At 61.6% G+C, this 20,964-nt stretch carries 20 protein-coding genes and 2 pseudogenes; 10 read left to right on the forward strand and 12 right to left on the reverse strand.

The genetic code is table 11. From position 1 onward, the window contains the following. Positions 1-6 precede the first annotated feature (6 nt). Positions 7-442: pseudogene (locus tag AC0L4F_RS05695) on the reverse strand (DUF983 domain-containing protein). A gap of 233 nt (positions 443-675) precedes the next feature. On the opposite strand from AC0L4F_RS05695, the gene AC0L4F_RS05700 reads away from it, so the two are divergent. The 4 genes from AC0L4F_RS05700 (at position 676) to AC0L4F_RS05715 (ending at position 3,043) form a co-directional block, all read left to right on the forward strand. Next, positions 676-1,380: an EF-hand domain-containing protein gene (locus AC0L4F_RS05700; RefSeq protein ID WP_244686216.1), complete on the forward strand. Its 705-nt coding sequence runs from the start codon at positions 676-678 to the stop codon at positions 1,378-1,380. A gap of 157 nt (positions 1,381-1,537) precedes the next feature. Next, a complete protein-coding gene (locus AC0L4F_RS05705) occupies positions 1,538-2,131 on the forward strand; it encodes an RNA polymerase sigma factor (protein ID WP_244686219.1) in 594 nt (197 codons plus the stop codon). Further along, a complete protein-coding gene (locus tag AC0L4F_RS05710; RefSeq protein WP_244686221.1) occupies positions 2,118-2,510 on the forward strand; it encodes a hypothetical protein in 393 nt (130 codons plus the stop codon). The genes AC0L4F_RS05705 and AC0L4F_RS05710 overlap by 14 nt, the downstream gene beginning before the upstream one ends. A gap of 2 nt (positions 2,511-2,512) precedes the next feature. Further along, a complete protein-coding gene (locus AC0L4F_RS05715; RefSeq protein WP_244686223.1) occupies positions 2,513-3,043 on the forward strand; it encodes a periplasmic heavy metal sensor in 531 nt (176 codons plus the stop codon). 93 nt (positions 3,044-3,136) lie between these two features. Here the strand turns inward: AC0L4F_RS05715 and AC0L4F_RS05720 are convergent, their stop codons facing one another. Both AC0L4F_RS05720 and AC0L4F_RS05725 read right to left on the reverse strand, forming a co-directional pair. Further along, complete coding sequence (locus AC0L4F_RS05720) at positions 3,137-4,069, reverse strand: diguanylate cyclase (RefSeq protein ID WP_244686225.1); 933 nt, start codon at positions 4,067-4,069, stop codon at positions 3,137-3,139. Next, the gene (locus tag AC0L4F_RS05725) at positions 3,978-4,562 is read right to left on the reverse strand and encodes a response regulator (protein WP_244686227.1); all 585 of its coding nucleotides are present in this window, start codon (positions 4,560-4,562) and stop codon (positions 3,978-3,980) included. The genes AC0L4F_RS05720 and AC0L4F_RS05725 overlap by 92 nt, the downstream gene beginning before the upstream one ends. A gap of 99 nt (positions 4,563-4,661) precedes the next feature. On the opposite strand from AC0L4F_RS05725, the gene AC0L4F_RS05730 reads away from it, so the two are divergent. Together AC0L4F_RS05730 and AC0L4F_RS05735 are read left to right on the forward strand one after the other, a co-directional pair. Next, positions 4,662-4,946 (forward strand): DUF3572 domain-containing protein, encoded by a 285-nt coding sequence (locus tag AC0L4F_RS05730; RefSeq protein WP_244686229.1) that lies wholly within the window; start codon positions 4,662-4,664, stop codon positions 4,944-4,946. Continuing rightward, a complete protein-coding gene (locus AC0L4F_RS05735) occupies positions 4,943-5,569 on the forward strand; it encodes an HAD family hydrolase (protein WP_348524061.1) in 627 nt (208 codons plus the stop codon). The genes AC0L4F_RS05730 and AC0L4F_RS05735 overlap by 4 nt, the downstream gene beginning before the upstream one ends. Before the next feature lie 162 nt (positions 5,570-5,731). Here the strand turns inward: AC0L4F_RS05735 and betA are convergent, their stop codons facing one another. The 3 genes and pseudogenes from betA to betI form a co-directional block, all read right to left on the reverse strand. Beyond that, on the reverse strand, positions 5,732-7,390 hold the full coding sequence (gene betA / locus AC0L4F_RS05740; RefSeq protein ID WP_244686232.1) for a choline dehydrogenase: 1,659 nt from the start codon (positions 7,388-7,390) through the stop codon (positions 5,732-5,734). A gap of 1 nt (position 7,391) precedes the next feature. Next, positions 7,392-8,863: pseudogene (betB, locus tag AC0L4F_RS05745) on the reverse strand (betaine-aldehyde dehydrogenase). Beyond that, the gene (betI, locus tag AC0L4F_RS05750) at positions 8,860-9,438 is read right to left on the reverse strand and encodes a choline-binding transcriptional repressor BetI (protein WP_244686234.1); all 579 of its coding nucleotides are present in this window, start codon (positions 9,436-9,438) and stop codon (positions 8,860-8,862) included. The pseudogene betB and the gene betI overlap by 4 nt, the downstream one beginning before the upstream one ends. 100 nt (positions 9,439-9,538) lie before the next feature. Here betI and choX point away from each other — a divergent pair, with 100 nt between their 5' ends. From choX to choV, 4 genes are read left to right on the forward strand one after another with little or no spacing between them, the layout of a single operon-like run. Further along, on the forward strand, positions 9,539-10,459 hold the full coding sequence (gene choX, locus AC0L4F_RS05755; protein WP_244686236.1) for a choline ABC transporter substrate-binding protein: 921 nt from the start codon (positions 9,539-9,541) through the stop codon (positions 10,457-10,459). Beyond that, positions 10,456-11,115, forward strand: coding sequence for a DUF6946 family protein (locus AC0L4F_RS05760; RefSeq protein WP_442920374.1), 660 nt, complete (start codon positions 10,456-10,458; stop codon positions 11,113-11,115). The genes choX and AC0L4F_RS05760 overlap by 4 nt, the downstream gene beginning before the upstream one ends. After that, positions 11,112-11,945 (forward strand): choline ABC transporter permease subunit, encoded by an 834-nt coding sequence (choW, locus tag AC0L4F_RS05765; protein WP_244686241.1) that lies wholly within the window; start codon positions 11,112-11,114, stop codon positions 11,943-11,945. The genes AC0L4F_RS05760 and choW overlap by 4 nt, the downstream gene beginning before the upstream one ends. Further along, on the forward strand, positions 11,942-12,964 hold the full coding sequence (gene choV / locus AC0L4F_RS05770; protein ID WP_244686243.1) for a choline ABC transporter ATP-binding protein: 1,023 nt from the start codon (positions 11,942-11,944) through the stop codon (positions 12,962-12,964). The genes choW and choV overlap by 4 nt, the downstream gene beginning before the upstream one ends. 157 nt (positions 12,965-13,121) lie before the next feature. On the opposite strand, the gene cobA is transcribed toward choV, so the two are convergent. Genes cobA through nirB form a run of 6 tightly spaced genes read right to left on the reverse strand, consistent with a single transcriptional unit; the run spans position 13,122 to position 20,921 of the window. After that, entirely contained in the window at positions 13,122-13,859 is a 738-nt protein-coding gene (cobA, locus tag AC0L4F_RS05775) for a uroporphyrinogen-III C-methyltransferase (protein WP_244686245.1), read from the reverse strand. Next, positions 13,822-14,556 (reverse strand): precorrin-2 dehydrogenase/sirohydrochlorin ferrochelatase family protein, encoded by a 735-nt coding sequence (locus AC0L4F_RS05780; RefSeq protein ID WP_244686247.1) that lies wholly within the window; start codon positions 14,554-14,556, stop codon positions 13,822-13,824. Before AC0L4F_RS05780 ends, cobA begins: the two co-directional genes overlap by 38 nt. Before the next feature lie 20 nt (positions 14,557-14,576). After that, the gene (locus AC0L4F_RS05785) at positions 14,577-15,533 is read right to left on the reverse strand and encodes a glycosyl transferase family protein (RefSeq protein WP_244686249.1); all 957 of its coding nucleotides are present in this window, start codon (positions 15,531-15,533) and stop codon (positions 14,577-14,579) included. Then, complete coding sequence (locus AC0L4F_RS05790; protein ID WP_244686371.1) at positions 15,530-18,160, reverse strand: nitrate reductase; 2,631 nt, start codon at positions 18,158-18,160, stop codon at positions 15,530-15,532. Before AC0L4F_RS05790 ends, AC0L4F_RS05785 begins: the two co-directional genes overlap by 4 nt. Beyond that, a complete protein-coding gene (nirD, locus tag AC0L4F_RS05795; RefSeq protein ID WP_244686251.1) occupies positions 18,160-18,492 on the reverse strand; it encodes a nitrite reductase small subunit NirD in 333 nt (110 codons plus the stop codon). Before nirD ends, AC0L4F_RS05790 begins: the two co-directional genes overlap by 1 nt. Next, positions 18,489-20,921, reverse strand: a complete 2,433-nt coding sequence (gene nirB, locus AC0L4F_RS05800; protein ID WP_244686254.1) for a nitrite reductase large subunit NirB — start codon at positions 20,919-20,921, stop codon at positions 18,489-18,491. The genes nirD and nirB overlap by 4 nt, the downstream gene beginning before the upstream one ends. Between the last annotated feature and the right edge of the window lie 43 nt (positions 20,922-20,964).

The raw sequence follows: 20,964 nt of genomic DNA on the forward strand, positions 1-20,964 counted from the left end.
CCCTTATTAGGGGCCGGTGGCCCCAATACGCCCGTCCACGGGCGTGTCATCGTCCTGCCGGCCAAAGCCATGCATGCGCTTCACCCATTGATAGGCGACAACCGCGCCTTTGAGTTCTGGGTAGAAGATAAAGCGACAGCGCGACGCTTCCAACGGCAAAGATCGTGAACAACATCATCGGATCCGGGCGATAGGCCGTAAAGGCCACCAGCAGCAGCGGTGCCATCAAATGCCCGACAATCAGGATCGTCAGATAGGCCGGCCCATCGTCGGCGCGATGGTGATGCAGCGGCTCGCGGCAGACCACACAGGTGTCACGCACTTTCAGATAGCCTGACAGCAGCGGACCGTTGCCGCACTTGGGGCATTTGCACCGCCACCCTTTCCAGAGCGTCGGCCAAAGATCGCGTTCCGCAGCGGGTTTGGCGGCGGGCGTGTTCATGTCTTCGAGGTGAACTGTCGTCATCGTGTCATTCTCCAATGCGGCAACCCTAGGCCAGGTTCGACGTAATGGACATGCGGCAAAACATACGTGTGGTGGCATGTCGCGGTCACGCCCTCGTGATCAAAAAATTTTCCAACCCTGCGACGGAACCGGCAGTACCACGCGTTTGACTGTCAGATCGCGGGCCAAACGGGCCATGTGATCAATACAGGAAACGAAAGGAAACCAAGATGAGCAAGACACGCAGCACACTGATCGGATCGGTCCTCGTCGCCGCGATTGCGCTCAGCGTTCCGGCAACTGGCGCGCTGGCCAAAGGCGGCGATCATGGCCGCATGGGCGGCTTTCATGGCGCGGCCGGAATGACGTTTGAGGATTTCGATCTTGATAGCGACGGCAGCCTGACCAAGGAAGAGCTGAAGAACATCGCGCAGGTCCGCTTCAACAAGTTGGACAGCGATGGCGATGGTCAGTTGAGCGCCGCCGAGCTTGAAGCCGCAGCGGAGGCGAAACGCGCCGCGCGCTTCACCCGCATGATCGACCGGATGGACAGCGACGGCAACGGCACGCTGAGCGCCGAAGAAATGCAGGCCGGTCAGGACAAGATGCGCAAGGGCGGCAAACAGGGCCGTGAACATGCGCGCGGCAAAAACGATGAACGCGGCAAAGATCACCGCATGGGCAAACGTGACGGCGAGCACCGTGGTGAATACCGGGGCGAGCACCGTGGCGAAATGCGCGGCGGCGAAATGCGCGGCGGCGACCGTCAGGACCGTCGTGAAGCCCGCGGCGAACAACGCTTTGAGCGGATGTTTGCGCTGGTAGATGTCGACGGCAATGGCACGATTTCGAAAGAAGAATTCGACTCTGCCAAGACCCGGCTGGAAGCCGCACGCGGTGGAAAACAAGGTCAACCGGCCCCCGCGGCCGAGTGATCCCGTGATAGGAAGGCGGTTGATTGCATCCCGGCCGTCTTCCTGGTCCGCGTCTCTTCCCGCATCGCGGGGAGAGACGTTCAATGGGTGATGCAGGGGATATGCCAGAGGAACTCTGCCATTCCCAAGAGACATAAAAGAGTTTAGCCACCGGGACATGCACATGCCTCTGGATGCACATAACGGGGTCGGGGACGAAGCGCTTTTGGTGCTTTACGCCAATGGTGACGCCGCCGCAGCACGGGAACTGACCCTTCGGTTGACGCCGCGGGTTTTTGGTCAGGCGTTGCGCATGCTGGGCGACAGGGCCGAGGCCGAGGATGTGACCCAGGACGCGCTGATGCGCCTGTGGAAAATCGCCCCGGACTGGCGTCAGGGCGAGGCCCAGGTGACAACATGGCTGTGGCGGGTGGTGGCCAATCTGGCGACCGATCGCCTGCGCAAACGTCGCCGTGTCGCGCCGCTGGAAGATGCCGGGGAACCGGCGGATGAAACCGCCAGCGCAGAGGCACAGATGCAAACGGCGTCGCGCCGCGCCGCATTGGCCGGGGCCCTGGCCGAATTGCCGGATCGGCAACGCCAGGCGGTAGAGCTGAGGCATTTCGAGGGGTTGGGTAACCCCGAGATCGCCGCCATACTGAAGATTAGCGTGGACGCTGTAGAAAGCCTGACCGCGCGCGGCAGACGGGCGCTTGCCCGTGCGCTGAAGGGCCGGAAGGCAGAACTGGGGTATACCGATGACGAGGTCTGAAACCAACCGCGACGACATCTTTCTCGATGCGCTTTTTCAGGAAGAGCGCGCGGCACGCAATGCCGACATGCCGGAGGTTTCGGCGGATTTGTTGGCGCGGGTGTTGGGCGATGCGGAAACGATACAGGCCGGATTTGACAATGCGCCCCTGCCAGAGCGCAAACCCGTCGCCCCGCGCCCCGGTTTCTGGGCGCAGGTCAGTGCCGCGATTGGCGGCTGGCCGGCGCTGGCGGGGCTGGTGACCGCTTCGGTATGTGGCCTATGGCTGGGGATCAGCCCGCCTTCGGGTCTGAGTGACACGGCGGCACTTTATTACACCGACGAATTGGCGATGTTCGACCCGATGTCGGGGTTCGATTTTGACCTGGAGGAAGGTTGATCATGGCAAATGACACCGGGAAATCCGGGCAAACCGGTCAGGCCAGCAACGACACCAAACCCCGGCGGATGTCGTTGGGGCTGCGGGTTGTGTTCTTTATGTCGCTGGCGCTGAATCTGGCGATTGCCGGGATCGTGGCGGGCTTTGTCTTGCGCGGCGGCCCGGATCGGGACGGGCCGAAACATATCCGCGATGTTGTTGCCCCCTATACCCAGGCGCTGAGCAAGGAAGACCGCCGCGAGCTGGGCCGCAAGTTTTTCCGCGAAGCGCGGGCGGGGCTAAGCCGCGAGGAGCTTCATGCGCGCATCCGGGCAGAATATAACGAGGCGTTGGATCTATTGCGCACCGAACCATTTGACCGAAACGGGTTTGGCGCGGTTCTGGAACGCCAGAACACCCGCGCCGAAGACCGCAACCGCAAGGGGCAGGCGTTTCTGATTGAGCATGTGGCGGGGATGAGCGCGGCGGAAAGGGCGGCATATGCCGCGCGGGTCGCCGAAGCGCTGGAACGTGGAAAACGCGACCGCAAATAACGCGACTGCAAATAGCGTGGCTGTAAATATGCGAACCGCGCGCATCGGTTGATTTTGGGCTGTGCTGTCAGGCTGTGATTTCAGGCCATGAATTCAGGCCGCAGGGCGGCTCAATTCTACCTGATTGCGGCCATGGGCCTTGGCCTCGTACAGGGCGCCATCCGCGCGGTGCAGCAAGGTTTCCGCCCGCATGTCCGAAGTCATGTGGCATGCATCGCCGTCGGCAAACGGGCTGGTGTCGGGAATGGCCATGGTCACCCCGATGGACACCGTAATCGGGATCGGCAGATCGTGTTTGGGCAGATAAAAAGGCTTGTCCGCCACTGCCGAGCGGAGCCGATGCGCGGCGGATTGCGCCGTGGTCCCGGAGGTGTCGGGCATGGCGATCAGGAATTCCTCACCGCCGATCCGTGCCACCAGATCCACGGCCCGCAGTTGGGCGCGAAATCGGTTCGCCACTTCGGCCAGCACCGCATCGCCGGCGGCGTGGCCAAATTGATCGTTGACCTGTTTGAAATGGTCGAGATCCGCCACCATAAGCGCAAAGGGCCGCCCCAGCCGTTTGGCACGTTCGGCAATACGGGCCACATGCGGCAATGCATACCGGCGGTTGTACAGCCCTGTCAGCGGGTCTGTGACCGCCGCCCGCAGTCCCTCGCGCACGGTGCTGCGCAACCGGTCCGACATGCGTTTGCGTGCCACCAAACGATCCGTGCGCAGGGCAATTTCATCGACCGAAATTTGCTGTGGCGCGACATCATCCGCCCCCAGATCCAATGCGGCGGCCGCAACCTGGCCATGGGGATCAGAGGTCAGGACAAGAATGCCGGAATACCTGGTGCTGGCGCGGGCGCGCAAATTGGGCAGGATCTGAAGATCGGCCTCGGGATCGTCATCGCCAAGCGACACCACCAAGGCATCTGGCGCGACGATATTATGCCCGTTTGTGTCCGGTCCATTGTGAAAGACGTCGCGCGGCGACAACAGATCCACCCGATGCGGCACGATCGCCCGCAGGGCTGCCATGCGGCCAGGCCACGCCACGGCGATTGACGGCCATCACACCAATCTTGGCGGGTGCATCAAACGAGGACTGTATTTCCGCCAGCCCCAGGGCGCGATGGGTGCTTTCGCGCATCCGCAGTTCCGTGGCGGTTTCCTGTGCACGTGACAACGACCGCAACCGCGCCAGCAAAAGCGCATCACAACAGGGTTGTTCCAGAATAGCGCTGGCCCCTGCTGCCAGAATCTCAAGCCGGAATTCGGCCCCGGTCTCGATTGTCTGAACGATGATCGGGCAATTTTCGGTGGCCGACAATTTGCGGAATTCGCGACACAACTGCGCGGCCGGCATATCGTTTGACCCGCCAAGGATAATCAAGGACGGCGGGCTGCGGCGCACCCGCTCCAGCGCCTCTGCTCCGGTGACGGCCTGAGATACTTGGTAAAAGGCGGCTGCAAGTTTTACCTTCAGCACGATACGGTTGGTCGCAACCGAAATCGACAATGAGAATTTCACGCGCCATTGTGTAACCTCACCTTTGAACAAAACTTTCCTTATCTTTTTGTTTGGAAGTGTTAACAAATCCTTTCCGCAATTCATAAATGGAGTCTTAACATGGCTTTTTCGCGGGAAACCGCCGAAACACTGGCGCTACGGGCGTTGTCCTGGCTGGTCACAGAGGACGATTTGGTCGGCGTCTTCCTGGGATCCAGCGGCATGGACGAAAAAGATTTGCGCGAAAGCGCCGGCGATCCAGAGTTTTTAGGATCAGTTTTGGACTTTATCTTGATGGATGATGCTTGGATCATTCGGTTTTGTGATGGTCAAAACCTGCCTTATGATCACGTGCGACTGGCGCGTGCCGCGCTTCCGGGTGGGGAACAGATACATTGGACGTGACGCGCAGACGCAATATCGCCGCCATATGTTTTGACAAGGATGGCACCCTGTTCCACTTCTCGGCCACCTGGGATCATTGGGCTGGCGGGGTGATTGATGCGCTGGCGACCGATGCTTCGGGCCGTCGTGACGAAGGGCGTCGCGACGCACTGGCCGCAGCGGCGCGGTATGATCTGGCGGGGCGGACCTTTTTGCCCGACAGCCCGATTATCGCAGGCACCAACCGGCAAGCAGCGGAATGCATTGCCGCCGTCCTGCCGGAGCGGGATGTCGATGATATCGAGTTCTATTTGATGCAAAGCGCGCTTGATGCGCCGGTGCAGGAGGCGGTGCCGTTGGACCCCTATCTGGCGGGGCTGAGAGAGCAGGGATTTCGGCTTGGTGTCGTGACCAATGACACCAAGGCCGGGGCGTTGGCGCATCTTGGCGCAGTGGGCGTCACCGGGCGGTTTGACTTCATCGCCGGATTTGACAGCGGCCATGGCGCCAAGCCGGAGCCAGAGCCGCTTTTGGCCTTTGCCACTGCGGTGGATGTCCCGCCCGACAGGGTCGTGATGGTCGGCGACAGCACCCATGATCTTCTGTCCGGGCGCCGCGCGGCATGGTCTGTGTCGGGGTGTTGACCGGCCCGGCCAAACGGGCCGAGCTTTTGCCTTATGCGGATGTGGTGCTGGACGATATTGGCGCCTTGCCGGGGTGGCTTGCCGCGCCCGAGTGAGCGGGGCAAATCAGCGTGAGCAGGGCGCACCGTGTGCGCAAACGGGGGGGGGCGGTCCAAGCGCGCCCTAGCGTTGTTGGCTGTCCCAATGCGGATGTTGCCACGGCGGGGTCGTGTCACGCGGCAGCGGCGCGCGGCCCAGGATATGATCCGCCGCCTTTTCCCCGACCATGATTGACGGCGCATTCAGATTGCCGTTGGTAATTCTTGGGAAAATCGAACTGTCCGCCACCCGAAGCCGCTCTACCCCGATGACCCGGCATTCCGGGTCGACCACCGATTGCGGGTCATCCAGCGATCCCATGCGGCAGGTGCCACAGGGATGATAGGCGCTTTCCACATGTTCGCGAATGAAGGCATCAAGCTCTGCATCGCTTTGAACATCCGCGCCCGGCTGGATTTCATGCCCGGCATAAGGCGCAAACGCCTTCTGGGCAAAGATCTCACGCGTGAGGCGGATACAGGTGCGGAAATCCTCCCAATCCTTGGCGTGGGACATATAGTTGAACAGAATGCGCGGATCGTCGGCGGGATCGGCGGAATTCAACATGACCGACCCGCGTGAGGGCGAGCGCATGGGCCCGACATGGGCCTGAAAACCATGGCCTTCTGCGGCGGCGCGCCCGTCATACCGCACGGCAATCGGCAGGAAGTGATATTGAATATCGGGGTAGGGCACCCCGGCGCGGGACCGAATGAAAGCCGCGCTTTCAAATTGGTTGGAGGCCCCCGGTCCCTTGCGCGTCAACAACCACTGCAACCCGACCCAGGCCTTGCCAAAAAGGTTCCAGTATTTGAACAAGGACACGGGTTGGGTGGCGGCCATCTGGATGTAGAGTTCCAGATGATCCTGCAGGTTCATGCCAACGCCGACACGATTGGCCACCACATCAATGCCATGCGCCGACAGATGCGCGCCAAGACCAATGCCCGACAACATCAACAGCTTGGGGGAATTGATTGCAGAGGCGGCAAGGATCACTTCGTTGCGGGCATGGATGACCTCACGCGTGCCACGGCGCAGGACTTCGACACCGGTGGCGCGCTTGTCCTTGATCACGACCTTGCAGGCCAACCCGCGCAGCAATGTGCAACGCCCCGTTGCCTGTGCCGGGCGCAGATAGGCCCGGGCGGCGGACCAGCGTTCGCCTTTGTGGATGGTCGAATCCATCGGGCCGAAACCTTCTTGTTTCTGGCCGTTGTAATCCTCGGTTGTTTCGTAACCCGCCTGTTTGCCCGCCTCGACAAAGGCGCGCACCAATGGGTTTTTCCGCCCGCCACGGGTGACATGCAGCGGCCCCTTGTCGCCGCGCAAATGCGGCTCTCCGCCCTGGCCGGCCGGATCCCATGTTTCCATACGATTGAAATAGGGGGCGACATCGGCATAGGCCCAGCCGCGCGCGCCGCTGCTGTGCCAATAGTCGTAATCGCTGGCATGACCGCGCACATAGACCATGCCGTTGATCGACGACGACCCGCCAATCACCTTGCCGCGTGGACAGGCCAGCCTGCGGCCGCCAAGGGCCGGTTCCGGCGCGCTTTCAAATCCCCAGTTATAACGCCGCATGTTCATCGGAAAGGACAGCGCGCCGGGCATCTGGATGAACGGCCCGGCATCGCTGCCGCCGTATTCGATCACGATCACGGAATGCCCGGCCTCGGTCAGCCGATAGGCCAGCGCACATCCCGCTGAACCGGCGCCAACGATGACATAATCGGCCTCCATCTTAAAACGGGGCTTCGATTGGGGTCATGCGCACAAAGACCGATTTCAATTGCGAATAATGCTCGATCGCGGCCTTGGCGTTTTCACGCCCGACACCGGACATTTTCGACCCGCCAAACGGCACTTCGACAGGGGCGTCGTTGTAGGAATTGATGAAACAGGAACCGGCATCCAGCGCCCCGATCACACGGTGGGCGCGGGTGATGTCGCGGGTAAAGACCCCGGCGGACAGGCCAAATTCGCTGGCATTGGCGCGGGTCACGGCCTCGTCCTCGTCCTCGAACTTCAGCACCGACAGGACCGGGCCAAAGATCTCTTCTTTTGCGATTGTCATGTCGTCGGTCACATCGGCAAAAACCGTGGGCGCGACCCAGAAACCGGGGCCCGACATTTCGGTTCCGCCGGCCACCAGCCGCGCGCCTTCTGCGCGACCTTTTTCGATGTATCCCAATACCTTGTCACGTTGTGCGGCACTGACCAACGGTCCGAAATTCACCTCGGGGTTCTGTGGGTCGCCGTGTTTCACACCCGCCAGACGTTCGGCCAGACGCGCGACAAAAGCATCATAAATTCCGGCTTGGACAAACACCCGTGTGCCATTGGAACAGACCTGGCCCGAGGAATAGAAATTGCCCAGAATGGCCCCGGACACCGCATCGTCCAGCACGGCGTCATCAAAAATCAGCAGGGGGGACTTTCCGCCCAGCTCCATGGTCACATTCTTGATGCCCTCTGCGGCGGCGGCATAGACCCGGCGGCCGGTGGGCACCGATCCGGTCAGAGACACCTTGGCGATACGCGGGTCCGCGATCAGCTTTGCTCCGACATCCCCCAGCCCCTGCACCACGTTGAACACCCCCGGAGGCGCGCGGCCTCGACCAGGATTTCCGCCACCTTCAAGGCGCACAGCGGTGTGGTTTCCGACGGTTTGAACACCATGGCATTGCCACAGGCCAGCGCCGGGGCGGCCTTCCAACAGGCGATTTGGGTCGGGTAATTCCAGGCGCCGATCCCGGCGCAGACCCCCAAGGGCTCGCGGATTGTATAGGCCCAATCGCCCCCCAGCGGGATATGTTCACCGGTCAACGATGCCGCCAGACCGCCGAAATATTCCAATGCATCCGCCGCCGATGTGGCATCCGCGACCGAGGTTTCCTGATAAGGTTTGCCGGTGTCATAGGTTTCGAGTTGGCTAAGCTCGTGATTGCGGGCGCGCAGGATGTCGGCGGCCCGGCGCAGCACCCGGCCACGTTCGGTGCCACTGCGTGCCGCCCATTCCTTTTGCGCAACAACCGCCGCGGCAATCGCCTGATCCAGCACCGCGTCGGTCGCGCCATGGACCTGGGCAATCTGGTCTCCGCTATAGGGATAGATCACTGCAATTTCCGGCCCAGAGGCATCTTCGACATAATCGCCGCCAACAAAATGGCTGGCTTTGGGCTGAGGGTCCGGGAGGTGCAGGGGCCGGGTCATTGCGCCGTTCCTTTAAGTTCCATGTCAATTTGTTGCATCACGATTGCGATGGCGTGTTTGCCGTCCGGCGCCTTGCTTTGTGCTTCGCGCAGGTAGAGACCGTCGATCATTGCAGCTATTCTTTCTGCGACCGGGCCGGGAGATTCAATCATGGGGCGCAAAGCGTGTCTTAGGTTCGACCTAAGGCGGATCTGGTAAATGGCAAGCAAACGCGCGGCTTCGGGCGACGAAAGCGCCAGCGCATAGAAGTTCATCCAGGACACAACCACCGCATAGTCGAAGTTGCCACCTGAAAATCCTGCCTCTACGATGGCCGCAAGCCGGCGCCGCGGGGTGTCGGCCTGACGCAGAGCATCGCGCACATCGCGGCCATAGGCGGAAAGAATATGAACCATTGTCGCCAGGAAGATCTGGTCCTTGCCACCAAAATAATGGTGCGCCAGCGCCGACGACACGCCTGCACGTTTGGCAATCGCCGAGACAGTGATATCAAGCGTGCCTTTCGCACCGACTTCGGCGATGGTGGCCTCGATCAGAGCTTGTCTTCGGATGGGTTGCATTCCGACCTTGGGCATGGCGGTCTCTTTTGGGTTGGCGTTTGCAGCATTGCGGACTTGGCAGTATATGTTATTGATTGACGGGTCAGTCAATAAAAAATCAGGGAGAACTTAACCAATGAAACTGAAACTGACGGCGTCCGTTCTGGCGCTTGGGATTGCTGGGCCGGTTCTGGCCGATTGCGATACGATCAATTTCTCTGATGTGGGCTGGACCGACATCACAGCCACCACGGCGGCCACCACAACGGTGTTGCAGGCACTGGGATATGACACCGACATCAAGGTGCTGTCGGTCCCCGTGACCTATACGTCGATGGCAAAAGGCGACATTGATGTCTTCCTCGGCAACTGGATGCCGACCATGGAAGGCGATATCGCATCCTACCGCGAGGCCGGAACGGTCGATACCGTGCGCGCCAATCTGGAAGGGGCGAAATACACCCTGGCCGTGAACAAGGTCGCCGCCGATCTGGGCATCGCCAGCTTTGCTGATATTGCGGGCCAGATGGACGCGCTGGAAGGCAAGATTTACGGCATCGAAGCGGGCAACGACGGCAACCGTCTGATCCTGTCGATGATCGAGGAAAACGCCTTTGGTCTGAAAGATTTCGAAGTGGTCGAAAGCTCTGAGCAGGGCATGTTGGCCCAGGTCGCGCGCGCCGATCGCCGCGAAGAGCCGGTTGTGTTCCTTGGCTGGGAACCGCACCCGATGAATGCCAATTTCGAAATGTCCTATCTGACGGGGGGCGATGATTACTTTGGTCCCAACCTCGGCGGCGCGACCGTATATACCAACACTTCGGCCGGCTATGTCGATGCCTGCCCGAATGTGGGTAAGCTTCTGACCAACCTGGAATTTACCCTCGCGATGGAAAACGAGATCATGGCCTCGATCCTCGACGAAGGCAATGATCCGGCGGATGCGGCCAAGACCTGGTTGGCGGCCAATATGGGCGTGCTCGACGGCTGGTTGGACGGTGTGACCGCCAAGGACGGCGGCGACGCAATGATGGCTGTGAAATCGGCGCTGGAGTGACACCTCTGCGCACAACTCAGGGGCTCGCCGATTGGCGGGCCCTTTTGGCAGACCCGGACCGGCAGTGGCGCGCAGGATATTCTGCGATGGCGACCGCACAAAGCTGGGAGGCGGGGTTCCCGCCCGAAGTTGCGGCGGCGCTGGGCGCTGATGCGGAGCTGCAGTTGGCGATTGTGGAACACAAGGTGCCCTTGCCCGGTGGCGGGTTCCCGTCGCAATGTGATGTCTTTGCATTGGTACATGCCGATGGCCGCGACATGGCCGTCGCGGTTGAGGCCAAGGTCGAAGAACCCTTTGGCCAGACCGTATCGGACTGGCACGCCAAACCAACAGCGGGCAAGGCACTGCGGTTGGCCGGTATTTGCGATTGGCTGGGGCTGACCCCCGAGGATGTTGGCGATCTGCGCTATCAATTGCTGCACCGCACTGCGGCGGCAATTGCCGAAGCCCGTCGATTTCGCCGTCCCGTGGCGGCCATGGTGGTCCAGAGTTTTTCCCCAAAGGCGACGTGGCACAATGATTTTGTGGCATTTTGCGACATGTTTTCTGCCGCCGAGAGGTTTGAAGCAGGCATTGAAACCCGTTTGCCCGACGGCATGCCACTGCGGCTGGCATGGGCCAAGGGTGATCAGAAATATTTGACGGAGCAGGCATGAACTGGTTGACCGATCACAAGATCCCGGTGGGCGAATCCGCCGCCTGGGTTTTCGACAAACTGCAAACCTACGGCGCATGGTTTTTCGACGGTTTGTCGGATACGCTAGAGACAATGATCGACGCGATCCTGTGGTTGCTGCAATCTCCGCATCCGATTGTGATCATTGCGTTTTTTGCCGGTTTGACCTGGCTTTTGCAGCGCAATTGGAAGGTGACGACCTTTATCGTTCTGGGCTTTCTGTTCATCCTCAATCAGGGCTACTGGGAGGAAACAACCGAGAGCCTGACATTGGTGTTGTCGGCCTGTGTGGTCTGCATGGGGCTTGGCGTTCCGATCGGCATTGCCGTGGCGCACCGGCCCCGGCTTTATGCCTGGATGCGGCCGGTGCTTGACCTGATGCAGACGCTGCCGACCTTTGTCTATTTGATCCCGGCGATTGTGTTTTTTGGCATCGGCATGGTGCCGGGCCTGATCGCGACGGTGATCTTTGTAGTGCCGGCGCCCATCCGGTTGACCCATCTTGGGGTGACCTCGACCCCCGGGGCCTTGTTGGAGGCCGCAGATGCCTTTGGCGCGACGCCCCGGCAGAAGCTTCTGAAGGTTGAATTGCCTTATGCCTTTCCTCAGATCATGGCAGGATTGAACCAGACGATCATGTTGTCGCTGTCGATGGTGGTGATCGCGGCGCTGGTGGGGGCGGATGGGCTTGGCGTGCCGGTGGTGCGGGCCCTTAATCAGGTGAACACATCACTTGGCTTTGAAAGTGGTTTTGTGATTGTCGTGGTGGCGATCATGTTGGACCGAATGCTGCGGGTGGATCGCAAATGAATGCTGTAGAATTCGACAATGTGTCCATTGTGTTTGGCGATGCGCCGCAAGAGGCGCTGCCGCTGATGGACGATGGCCAGGACCGGGCCGAAATTCAGTCTGAAACCGGACAGGTGCTGGGCGTTCACAATTGCAATATCGAGGTGCGCGAAGGCGAAATCCTTGTGCTGATGGGGCTGTCCGGGTCGGGCAAATCAACCCTGTTGCGGGCGGTGAACGGGTTGAACCCGGTGGCGCGTGGCGCGGTGCGGGTGCGCTGTGATGACGATCTGGTTGATGTGACCAATGCCGATGCCAAAACCCTGCGCAATGTGCGGCTAAGCCATGTCGCCATGGTGTTTCAGCAATTTGGTCTGCTGCCCTGGCGCAGCGTGCGCGACAATGTGGTGTTGGGGCTGGAACTGGGCGGGATGGAACGCAAGGAACGTCAGGCCCTCGCAGAAGAAGAATTGGCGCTTGTGGGGCTGGCCGATTGGGCCGACCACAAGGTCGGCGATCTTTCGGGCGGCATGCAGCAACGGGTTGGTCTGGCCCGTGCCTTTGTGACCAAGGCCCCGGTGCTGTTGATGGACGAGCCGTTCAGCGCGCTGGATCCGCTGATCCGTACCCGGTTGCAGGACGAATTGCTGGATCTTCAGGGGCGGTTGGGACGCACGATCATCTTTGTCAGTCACGATCTTGACGAGGCATTCAAGATCGGTGACCGGATCGCAATCATGGAAGGTGGGCGCATTGTGCAATGCGGCACGCCACGGGAAATCTTCTCGAACCCGGCAACGGAATATGTCGCGGATTTCGTGGCCCATATGAACCCGCTGGGGGTGCTTTGCGCCTGCGACATGATGGAGCCGGGTGAATCCGATGGGCCGGATGTGGAACCGGACACGCCAATCAATGATTTGGTGGCGATGTTTTCGGACGATGTGGACACAATTCGCGTTGCGGAAAATGGCAAGACACTTGGCGTCGTCACCCGCGACACGCTGTTGCAGCGGCTGGCAGATACGATGCCGGACTAGAACGGCTGCAAAGCTGTTCATGGGGGGGCAAGGGTTTTCCGAAAACTCTTGCCCTTTCCGGGGTGGTCGCCCCCCATGCCCGGCCTTGGATCTGGTGGCCCAGGTCAACCGAGACAGGCGAATGGAGGCAGGCCAGTTGAGGCTGGCCGGATAGTCCTCAGGCTGACAGGGTCACAATCTCTGGTGCCTGGGATGGGGCCTTGGAAGGGGCCAAAGTTCTGGTCGGATATTGGGCCATGGATTTGGGCCAGGTAATCAAAAGCGTGGCAACACCGTTGATCCCCTCGGTCTGCAAGGTCGTGCTCAGATCTTCCAGACGACAATGCAAAAAACGTTCTCCGGGTTTTGTCACCTCGACCGCGATGGTCACATCGGCAGCCCCCGGCATCCCCTGTGCCAGCAGCGCCGCCACAATCCGCGCCGATTGTCGAACCGACATATAGAGCGCCAGCGTGCTGCCGGGCTGGGCATGGCGGGCGCAATCGGGCAGGGGATCGCCGTCGCGACAGGTGCCGGTGGTCAAAACAAGCGTGTCCGATACGCCGCGCTCGGTCAGGGATTGTCCGGCATGTGCGGCGGCGGCACAGGCGGCGGTCACACCCGGCACGATCTCGGTGGCGATTCCGGCGGCGCGGGCGGCCTCCAGCTCCTCTGTTGCGCGGCCAAAGACACCGGGATCGCCGGATTTCAAACGCGCCACCCGGCGGCCCTTTTGCGCTTCGGCCACGATCAGCGCATTGATCCGTTCCTGTGGCCAGGCGTGGGCGCCCACGACCTTGCCGACATAGACCCGCTCGGCATCGCGACGCGCCAGTTCCAGCACCTCTGTGTCCACCAGCCGGTCATAGAAAATCACATCAGCCTCTTGCAGCCGTTGCACCGCGCGCAGGGTCAACAGATCGCGTGCGCCGGGGCCGGGCACCGATCAGGGCAATGCTGCCTGCGGTTTCGGCATCCGGGGCCGCGCCCGCGGCAATCGCGGTTTTCAATGCTTCGGCAGCCTCACGTTCCGCCCCACGGGTCCAGGCCCGGCGCGGTGTTTCGGCAAAGGCCCAGCGCCAGAAGGCACGCCGTTGCTCTGGCGCCACCCGTCGCGCCACCGCGCCGCGCATCCGCCCCGCCAGCGCGGCAAACCCGCCAAGATTGGGTGTAAGCATTTGCTCAACTTCGGTCTTGATCTGACGGCCCAGAACCGGGGCCGTGCCCTCGGTGCCGATGGCGACCACCACCGGATCGCGGTCCACCAGCGACGGCGTTGTAAGGTCGCAGAGGTCGGGCCGGTCGACCACATTGACCGGACATCCCGCCGCTTTGGCAATGGCATGCACCGCTGTGTCCACCCCCGGACAACCGGTGGCAATGAACCCCATCGCGGCGCCCCGGAACAGATCGGCCCCAATGGCCCCGGCGTGATGTGTGGCCCGCCCGGCGTCGACGATGGATTGCAATTCATCATCCAGCTCCGGCGCGGCCAGCACGATTTTTGCATCGGTTTTCAGGATCAGCCGGGTCTTTTGCGCCGCCTGTTCGCCACCCCCGGCAATCACCACCCGGCGGTTGGTCGTGCGGATGAACATGGGAAAGCTTTTCATGTCGGTCTCCTTTGCTGGGATCAGGCGGCTTTGAGGGTGTGGCGGTTCGACCAGAGGGACTGTGCCATGTCGGTCGCATGGGCATGGCCAAGAGTGTCCAGCGCCAGCGCGGCGGTGGCGATCACAACTGCCTCGGCAAAGGGATCGGTGATCTTGCCCTGCCAGAGCGCGGCCAGCCGCGCGGTGTCTTCGGATCCGTCGTCCAGCCGACGGGTGTCGTCAATGCGTGCCGGCAGCGTCTCGTTCCAGATCTGGCCATCGCGCAGACCGAAACAGGCGGTGTCCTTGGCCGCATGACATTCAAACTCGCCGCCGCCACCCTTGATGAGGGTTTGCTGGCGCAATCCCATAAGCACCGCCGCCTCGGTCTGAAGCCCGCGATAAGACGGGTGGAAAACGCCCTGTACACTGGCGGTTGCGCCCGCGGGATTAAGCATCCGACAGACGGTGTTGATGCAGGACCGCAGGCCCAGAACATCGCGCAAGGTGAGAAGGGAAAAGAGGTCAGGTGACAGAACCTCAAGCGGCAGATAGGCGATCCGCCCCCGGTCCATCAGCCCCTGAAGGTCGGCGGACGTGGCGGCAACGGGGATGCCAGCCGGGGCCAGCCCCGCGCGCACTTTCCTGTCCGCGCCGTTGAACCCGTGCAGCAAAACATCATGCCCGGCCTCGGCCACCAACCGCGCCGACAACAAAAACCATGGCAGACCACGCGTGCGCCCCGCCGCATAGGATGGCCAGTCGAGATCCGGGCGGGGCAGGGCGGGCAAGGTGCGGGTCGCGCCAAGCGCAAGCCCCGCGATCTCTGCCGGGACTTCGCCCTTCATCCGCAACAGCATCAGCAGCGCGCCAATCGCCTCTGGTGCGGCCTCGCCTGACAGCATCAGCGTCATTGCCGCCTGCGCTTCTTCCTGTGTCAGCGACCGGGACCGCCCCGGACCGCGCCCCAGAATGCGAACATAAGGGGCAAGTGTCATTCCGCCGCCTCGCGGGTTTCGACGCGGGCCAGCAATTCCGCCAGCTCCGGGCGGCAGGAGCCGCAATTGGTGCCGGCACTCAATGCCGCGCCGATCGCCTCGACGGTCATCAGGCCCTCGGTTTCAATGGCGGACAGGATCGTGTTCACCCCGACCGAGAAACAGGAACACAGGATCGGGCCGGGGTCGGGGCGATCCGCCGGGGTCATGCCGCTTAGCGCATCAAGCGCCTCGGAGCCGGGCAGGGTGGCAAGATAATCGCGCATCACCGCCACCGGTCGGGGCGAGATGAACAGCGCCGCCAAAAGCCGATCTTCGGCATAAAATGCCAAACGGGCAATACCGCGTTTCTGGTCGATCACCGACTGGACCTCTGCCGTGCCAAGATCAAACAACTTGCGCGCCTCGGCCTCCCAATCGGTGACGGGATCAAGTCCCGCCAGTTCCGCGCGGAAACCGGCGTTGGTGCGCGCCCGCGCCCAGTAATCACAGGTCGGGTTGATCGCATCGGCAGAAATGGCAAAGCCGTACCAGGCGGCGTCAAATTTGGCGACCGCTGTAACGCTGGCCTTGCTTTCCGGCTGGCCGGACACCGGGTCGACCTCTGGCGCGACAAGCGTGTCGATCCGGGCCGATGGCGCGGTTTCGCCGGTCCAATGCATTGGGGCAAAGACATCGCCGGGGTGCACGTCGGTGGTGATCCGGGCGCGCAGGATCGCGCTGCCATGCGGGCTGGTCAGGCGCACCAGATCTGCGGGCTTCAGCCCCTTTTCGGCGGCATCGGCGGGGTGAATGTCCAGAAACGGCTCGGCCAGATGGGCCGACAGACGCGGTGACAGCGCGGTGCGGGTCATCGTGTGCCATTGGTCGCGAATGCGCCCGGTGTTGAGCCGGAAAGGATAGCGCGGTGCGGTGCGCGAGGCGGGCTCACGGTGGCGCAGCGGCAGCATCTTGCCACGGGCATCCTCGTGAAAGAAGGTGCCATCGGCAAAGAACCGGCCCCCCTGTTTGCTGTCGGACATCGGCCAGCGGGTGGGTTCGAAGATTTCATAATCGCGGTCATTGATCTCGCGCAGACCGGAGATATCGAAATCCCGTCCGAAGTGCCCGGCGATCCGTGACAGCGCGGCATATTCGCGGAAGATTTCCGCCGGGGACTGGTAGTCAAAAGCGGCGGTCCATCCCATGCGGCGGCCCACATCAGCGAGGATTTCCCAATCCGGGCGCGCCATGCCCGGCGCGGTCAGAACGCTGCGCTGGCGGCTGATGATCCGGTCGGAATTGGTGACGGTGCCGTCCTTTTCCGCCCATGCGGCGGCGGGCAGCAGCACATCGGCCAGCCGCGCGGTATCGGTCGCGGCGGTGATGTCGGACACCACGGTGAATTCGCAGCCCTTGATCGCGGCCGCAACCGCATCGGCATCGGGCATCGACACCGCCGGGTTGGTGTGGATGATCCACAGCGCCTTGATCCGGCCATCGCCGACGGCCTTGAACATGTCGACGGCCTTCAGCCCTGCGGCCTCTGGCATGGCGGGGGCCTGCCAGAAATCGCGCACCGCGCTGCGGTGGCTGGGGTTTTCGATGTCGAGGTGACAGGCCAGCATATTGGCCAGTCCGCCAACCTCGCGCCCGCCCATGGCGTTGGGCTGGCCGGTGACGGACAGCGGGCCAGAACCGGGTTTGCCAATGCGCCCGGTGGCGAGATGACAGTTCAGGATCGCGTTGACCTTGTCCGCGCCCGAGGTCGATTGATTGACCCCCTGGCTGAAGACCGTCACCACCTTTTCGGTGCGCATCCACATCTGACAGAAAGCACGGATCTCTGCCTCGCTGAGGCCGGTGACCGCCGGATCATCCGCATAGGCAGATTGCAACGCGGCATCAAAACCGTCCACCTTGGCAAGATAGTCTTTGTCAAACGCGCCGCCTTCGTAGATCTCGACCAACAGGCGGTTGAACAACGCGACATCGCTGCCGGATTTCAGCGCCAGATGCATGTCGGCGCCATCACAGCTGGCGGTACGGCGCGGGTCGATCACGATGATCCGGGTGCCGCGTGCCGCCCTTGCGGCCAGCAGCCGTTGATAAAGCACCGGGTGACACCAGGCGAGGTTGGAGCCGACCAGAACCACCAGATCGGCCTCGTCGATATCCTCGTACGTGCCGGGCACGGTGTCACTGCCAAAGGCGCGTTTGTGGCCCGCCACGGTCGAGGCCATGCAAAGCCGTGAATTGGTGTCGATATTCGCCGAGCCAATGAAACCTTTCATCAGCTTGTTGGCGACATAGTAATCCTCGGTCAGCAATTGCCCCGAGACATAGAAGGCCACTGAATCCGGCCCGTGACGGGCAATTGTGTTGCGGAATTTATGCGCAACCAGATCCAATGCGCTGTCCCAATCGGCGTCCTGCCCGCTGATCCGCGGGGCCAAAAGACGGCTTTCCTGCCCGATGGTTTCGGCCAGCGCCGACCCCTTGGAACAGAGCCGCCCGAAATTGGCCGGGTGATCCGGGTCGCCGCGCACGTCCAGCCCACCCGCGCCATCCGGGCGCAGAATGACCCCACATCCCACGCCACAATAGGGGCAGGTCGACCGTTTTTCTGTCATGCCCGCCCCATCCATCACGCGGCGCTCCTGTTGCCAAGCGAGGTGCCATCAATATGGATGCGCCCCTCTTCCAGCCGCAGCGGGAAGGTTTCGATCTGGCCCTCGTCCGCCCCCTGTGCCGCGCCGGTGTTCAGATCGAACACCCAGTTGTGCAGCGGGCAGGTGACCGATTGGCCATGCACGATGCCATGGCTCAGCGGCCCGCCCTTGTGTGGGCAGCGGTCGGATGCGGCAAAAACCTCGGTCTCGCTGGTGCGGAACAAGGCCACACAGCCGACCGGTGTCTTGATGACCCGCGCACCGCGCAGGGGGATGTCGTCGATATGTCCGATGTCGATCCAGCTCATTCTGCGGCCTCCAGGGTAAGATCGGCGAGGGGGGCGTATTGATCAGCCTTGGATTTGGCCTCTTCCGCCCAGGGGTCCTTGCGATAGATGCTCTGCGAAAGTTCGAAACGTTCGATCAGCGCCGCGCGTTCATCAAGATCGTCAACGATGCGTTCCTTGACCCAGTCGAGGCCAACCTTGGCGACCCATTTGTAAGGCCGATCGAGGTATTTGGCGTTTTCGCGATAGAGCTGCATGAAGGCCGTCGCCAGGTCGATGGCATCCTGTTCGGTGGTGACATCGGCCAGACGTTCGGTTTCCTTCACGTCCATGCCCGCCGCACCGGCCACGCCGATCTGATAGCCGCTGTCGACACAGACAACGCCGATATCCTTGCAGGTCGCCTCGGCACAATTGCGCGGACAGCCCGACACCGCCAGCTTGACCTTATGCGGCGACCAGGAGCCCCAGAGCTTCTTCTCAAGCTTGATGCCAAGACCGGTGCTGTCCTGTGTGCCAAAGCGGCAATGATCCTTGCCGACACAGGTTTTGACGGTCCGCAGCCCCTTGGCATAGGCATGGCCCGAGACCATGCCAGCGGCATTGAGATCGGCCCAGATCGCGGGCAGATCCTCGCCCTTGACGCCCAGAAGGTCGATGCGCTGGCCGCCGGTGACATGCACCGTTGGAACCTTGTACTTGTCCGCCGCATCGGCAATCGCGCGCAATTCGTCCGGGGTGGTCATGCCGCCAAACATCCGGGGCACAACGCTGAACGTGCCGTCCTTTTGAATGTTGGCGTGTTTGCGTTCGTTGATGAAACGGCTTTGCGGATCATCCTGATATTCTACCGGCCAATCGGCCAACAGATAATAGTTCACCGCCGGGCGGCAGACGTGACAGCCGTTGGGTGTTTTCCAACCCAATTCCTGCCAAACCGCCGCTTGCGATTTCAGTTCCTTGGACTTGATCAGAAGACGCACGTCTTCGTGGCTGAGATCGGTACAGCCACAGATGGACGTCGCCTCTGGCGCCGCATAGGAATCGCCAAGCGTGACTTCCATCAACTGCTCGACCAAGCCGGTACAGGTGCCACAGGATGCGCTGGCCTTGGTGGTCGCCTTGATCGCCCCCAGGTCGGTTGCGCCGCCCTGAATGGCCGAAACGATGGTGGATTTGCATACGCCGTTACAGCCGCATATTTCTGCCTCAGGCGGCAATGCTGCAACGGCTGACAGAGGGTCCACAGAGGCACCCCCCTGCATGGACGGTCCAAAGATCAGCGTTTCGCGCATCTCGTCGATGTCGGTGCCGTCCTTGATCAGGCCAAAGAACCAATTGCCGTCAGCGGTATCGCCATACATCACCGCGCCGACCAGTTTGTTGTCTTCGATCACCAGCCGTTTATAGACGCCGCGCGCCGGATCGCGAAACACGATGTCTTCGCGGTTTTCGCCGTCGGCGAAGTCACCGGCCGAAAACAGATCGCACCCTGTCACTTTCAGCTTGGTCGAAAGCTCCTTCGGTACAAATTCGCCCGGTTGATCCAACAGACCGGCGGCCACGACCTTGGCCTGATCATAAAGCGGGGCCACAAGGCCAAACAACATGCCGTTGAATTCCAGACATTCGCCGACGGCAAAAATATCCGGGTCCGAGGTGACCATCTGCGCATTGACGTCAATGCCGCGATTGACCTCGATATGGGCGTCATTGGCCAGCCGGGTTTCGGGGCGAATGCCAACTGCCATCACCACCAGATCGGCTGGCAGCACCTCGCCATCATCCAGCAACACACCTTCGACGGCCTCTTCGCCAAGGATCGCCTTGGTCGAGGCCTGGGTCTTCACCGTGATGCCGCGCCGTTCCAGATCCTTGCGCAGAAGATAGCCCGCCGCTGGGTCAAGCTGGCGGTCCATCAGATGGCCCATCAGGTGCAGCACGGTCACATTCATGCCGCGCAATGCAAGACCCGCAGCCGCCTCCAGCCCAAGCAGACCACCACCGATGACAACCGCATTACCGCGCTTGCCGCAGGCTTCGATCATTGCGTTGGTGTCGTCGAGATCACGATAGCTGATCACACCCGGCAGATCCTTGCCCGGCACCGGAATGATGAACGGGGCAGAGCCGGTGGCAATCACCAGCTTGTCATAAGCCACTTCGCCATTGGCACCCTTCACCACCTTGCGGTCGCGGTCGATGCCGGTCACGGCCTCGCCAAAGCGGCAGGTGACCTTGTTTTCGCGATACCAATCATCGTCATGGGTGACGATTTCCTGATATGTCTTTTCGCCCGACAGCACCGGCGACAGCATGATGCGGTTATAGTTGCCGCGCGGTTCGGCGTTGAAAAGAGTAACTTCATAGGCGTCCGGGTCAGCGTCGAACAGGTGTTCCAACACCCGCCCCGAGGCCATGCCCGCGCCAATAACGACAAGTTTTTTCATGTGCTTTCCTTTTGGGAAATCCAGTTAGGAATACAATTCAAGA

The sequence above is a fragment of the Marinovum sp. J2-8 genome, assembly GCF_055808435.1.

Coding starts and splice junctions, on each gene's coding strand:
- AC0L4F_RS05700 (WP_244686216.1), top strand. CDS start 676: ATGAGCAAGACACGCAGCACACTGATCGGATCGGTCCTCGTCGCCGCG.
- AC0L4F_RS05705 (WP_244686219.1), top strand. CDS start 1,538: ATGCACATGCCTCTGGATGCACATAACGGGGTCGGGGACGAAGCGCTT.
- AC0L4F_RS05710 (WP_244686221.1), top strand. CDS start 2,118: ATGACGAGGTCTGAAACCAACCGCGACGACATCTTTCTCGATGCGCTT.
- AC0L4F_RS05715 (WP_244686223.1), top strand. CDS start 2,513: ATGGCAAATGACACCGGGAAATCCGGGCAAACCGGTCAGGCCAGCAAC.
- AC0L4F_RS05720 (WP_244686225.1), bottom strand. CDS start 4,069: ATGGCAGCCCTGCGGGCGATCGTGCCGCATCGGGTGGATCTGTTGTCG.
- AC0L4F_RS05730 (WP_244686229.1), top strand. CDS start 4,662: ATGGCTTTTTCGCGGGAAACCGCCGAAACACTGGCGCTACGGGCGTTG.
- betA (WP_244686232.1), bottom strand. CDS start 7,390: ATGGAGGCCGATTATGTCATCGTTGGCGCCGGTTCAGCGGGATGTGCG.
- betI (WP_244686234.1), bottom strand. CDS start 9,438: ATGCCCAAGGTCGGAATGCAACCCATCCGAAGACAAGCTCTGATCGAG.
- choX (WP_244686236.1), top strand. CDS start 9,539: ATGAAACTGAAACTGACGGCGTCCGTTCTGGCGCTTGGGATTGCTGGG.
- choW (WP_244686241.1), top strand. CDS start 11,112: ATGAACTGGTTGACCGATCACAAGATCCCGGTGGGCGAATCCGCCGCC.
- choV (WP_244686243.1), top strand. CDS start 11,942: ATGAATGCTGTAGAATTCGACAATGTGTCCATTGTGTTTGGCGATGCG.
- AC0L4F_RS05780 (WP_244686247.1), bottom strand. CDS start 14,556: ATGAAAAGCTTTCCCATGTTCATCCGCACGACCAACCGCCGGGTGGTG.
- AC0L4F_RS05785 (WP_244686249.1), bottom strand. CDS start 15,533: ATGACACTTGCCCCTTATGTTCGCATTCTGGGGCGCGGTCCGGGGCGG.
- AC0L4F_RS05790 (WP_244686371.1), bottom strand. CDS start 18,160: ATGGATGGGGCGGGCATGACAGAAAAACGGTCGACCTGCCCCTATTGT.
- nirD (WP_244686251.1), bottom strand. CDS start 18,492: ATGAGCTGGATCGACATCGGACATATCGACGACATCCCCCTGCGCGGT.
- nirB (WP_244686254.1), bottom strand. CDS start 20,921: ATGAAAAAACTTGTCGTTATTGGCGCGGGCATGGCCTCGGGGCGGGTG.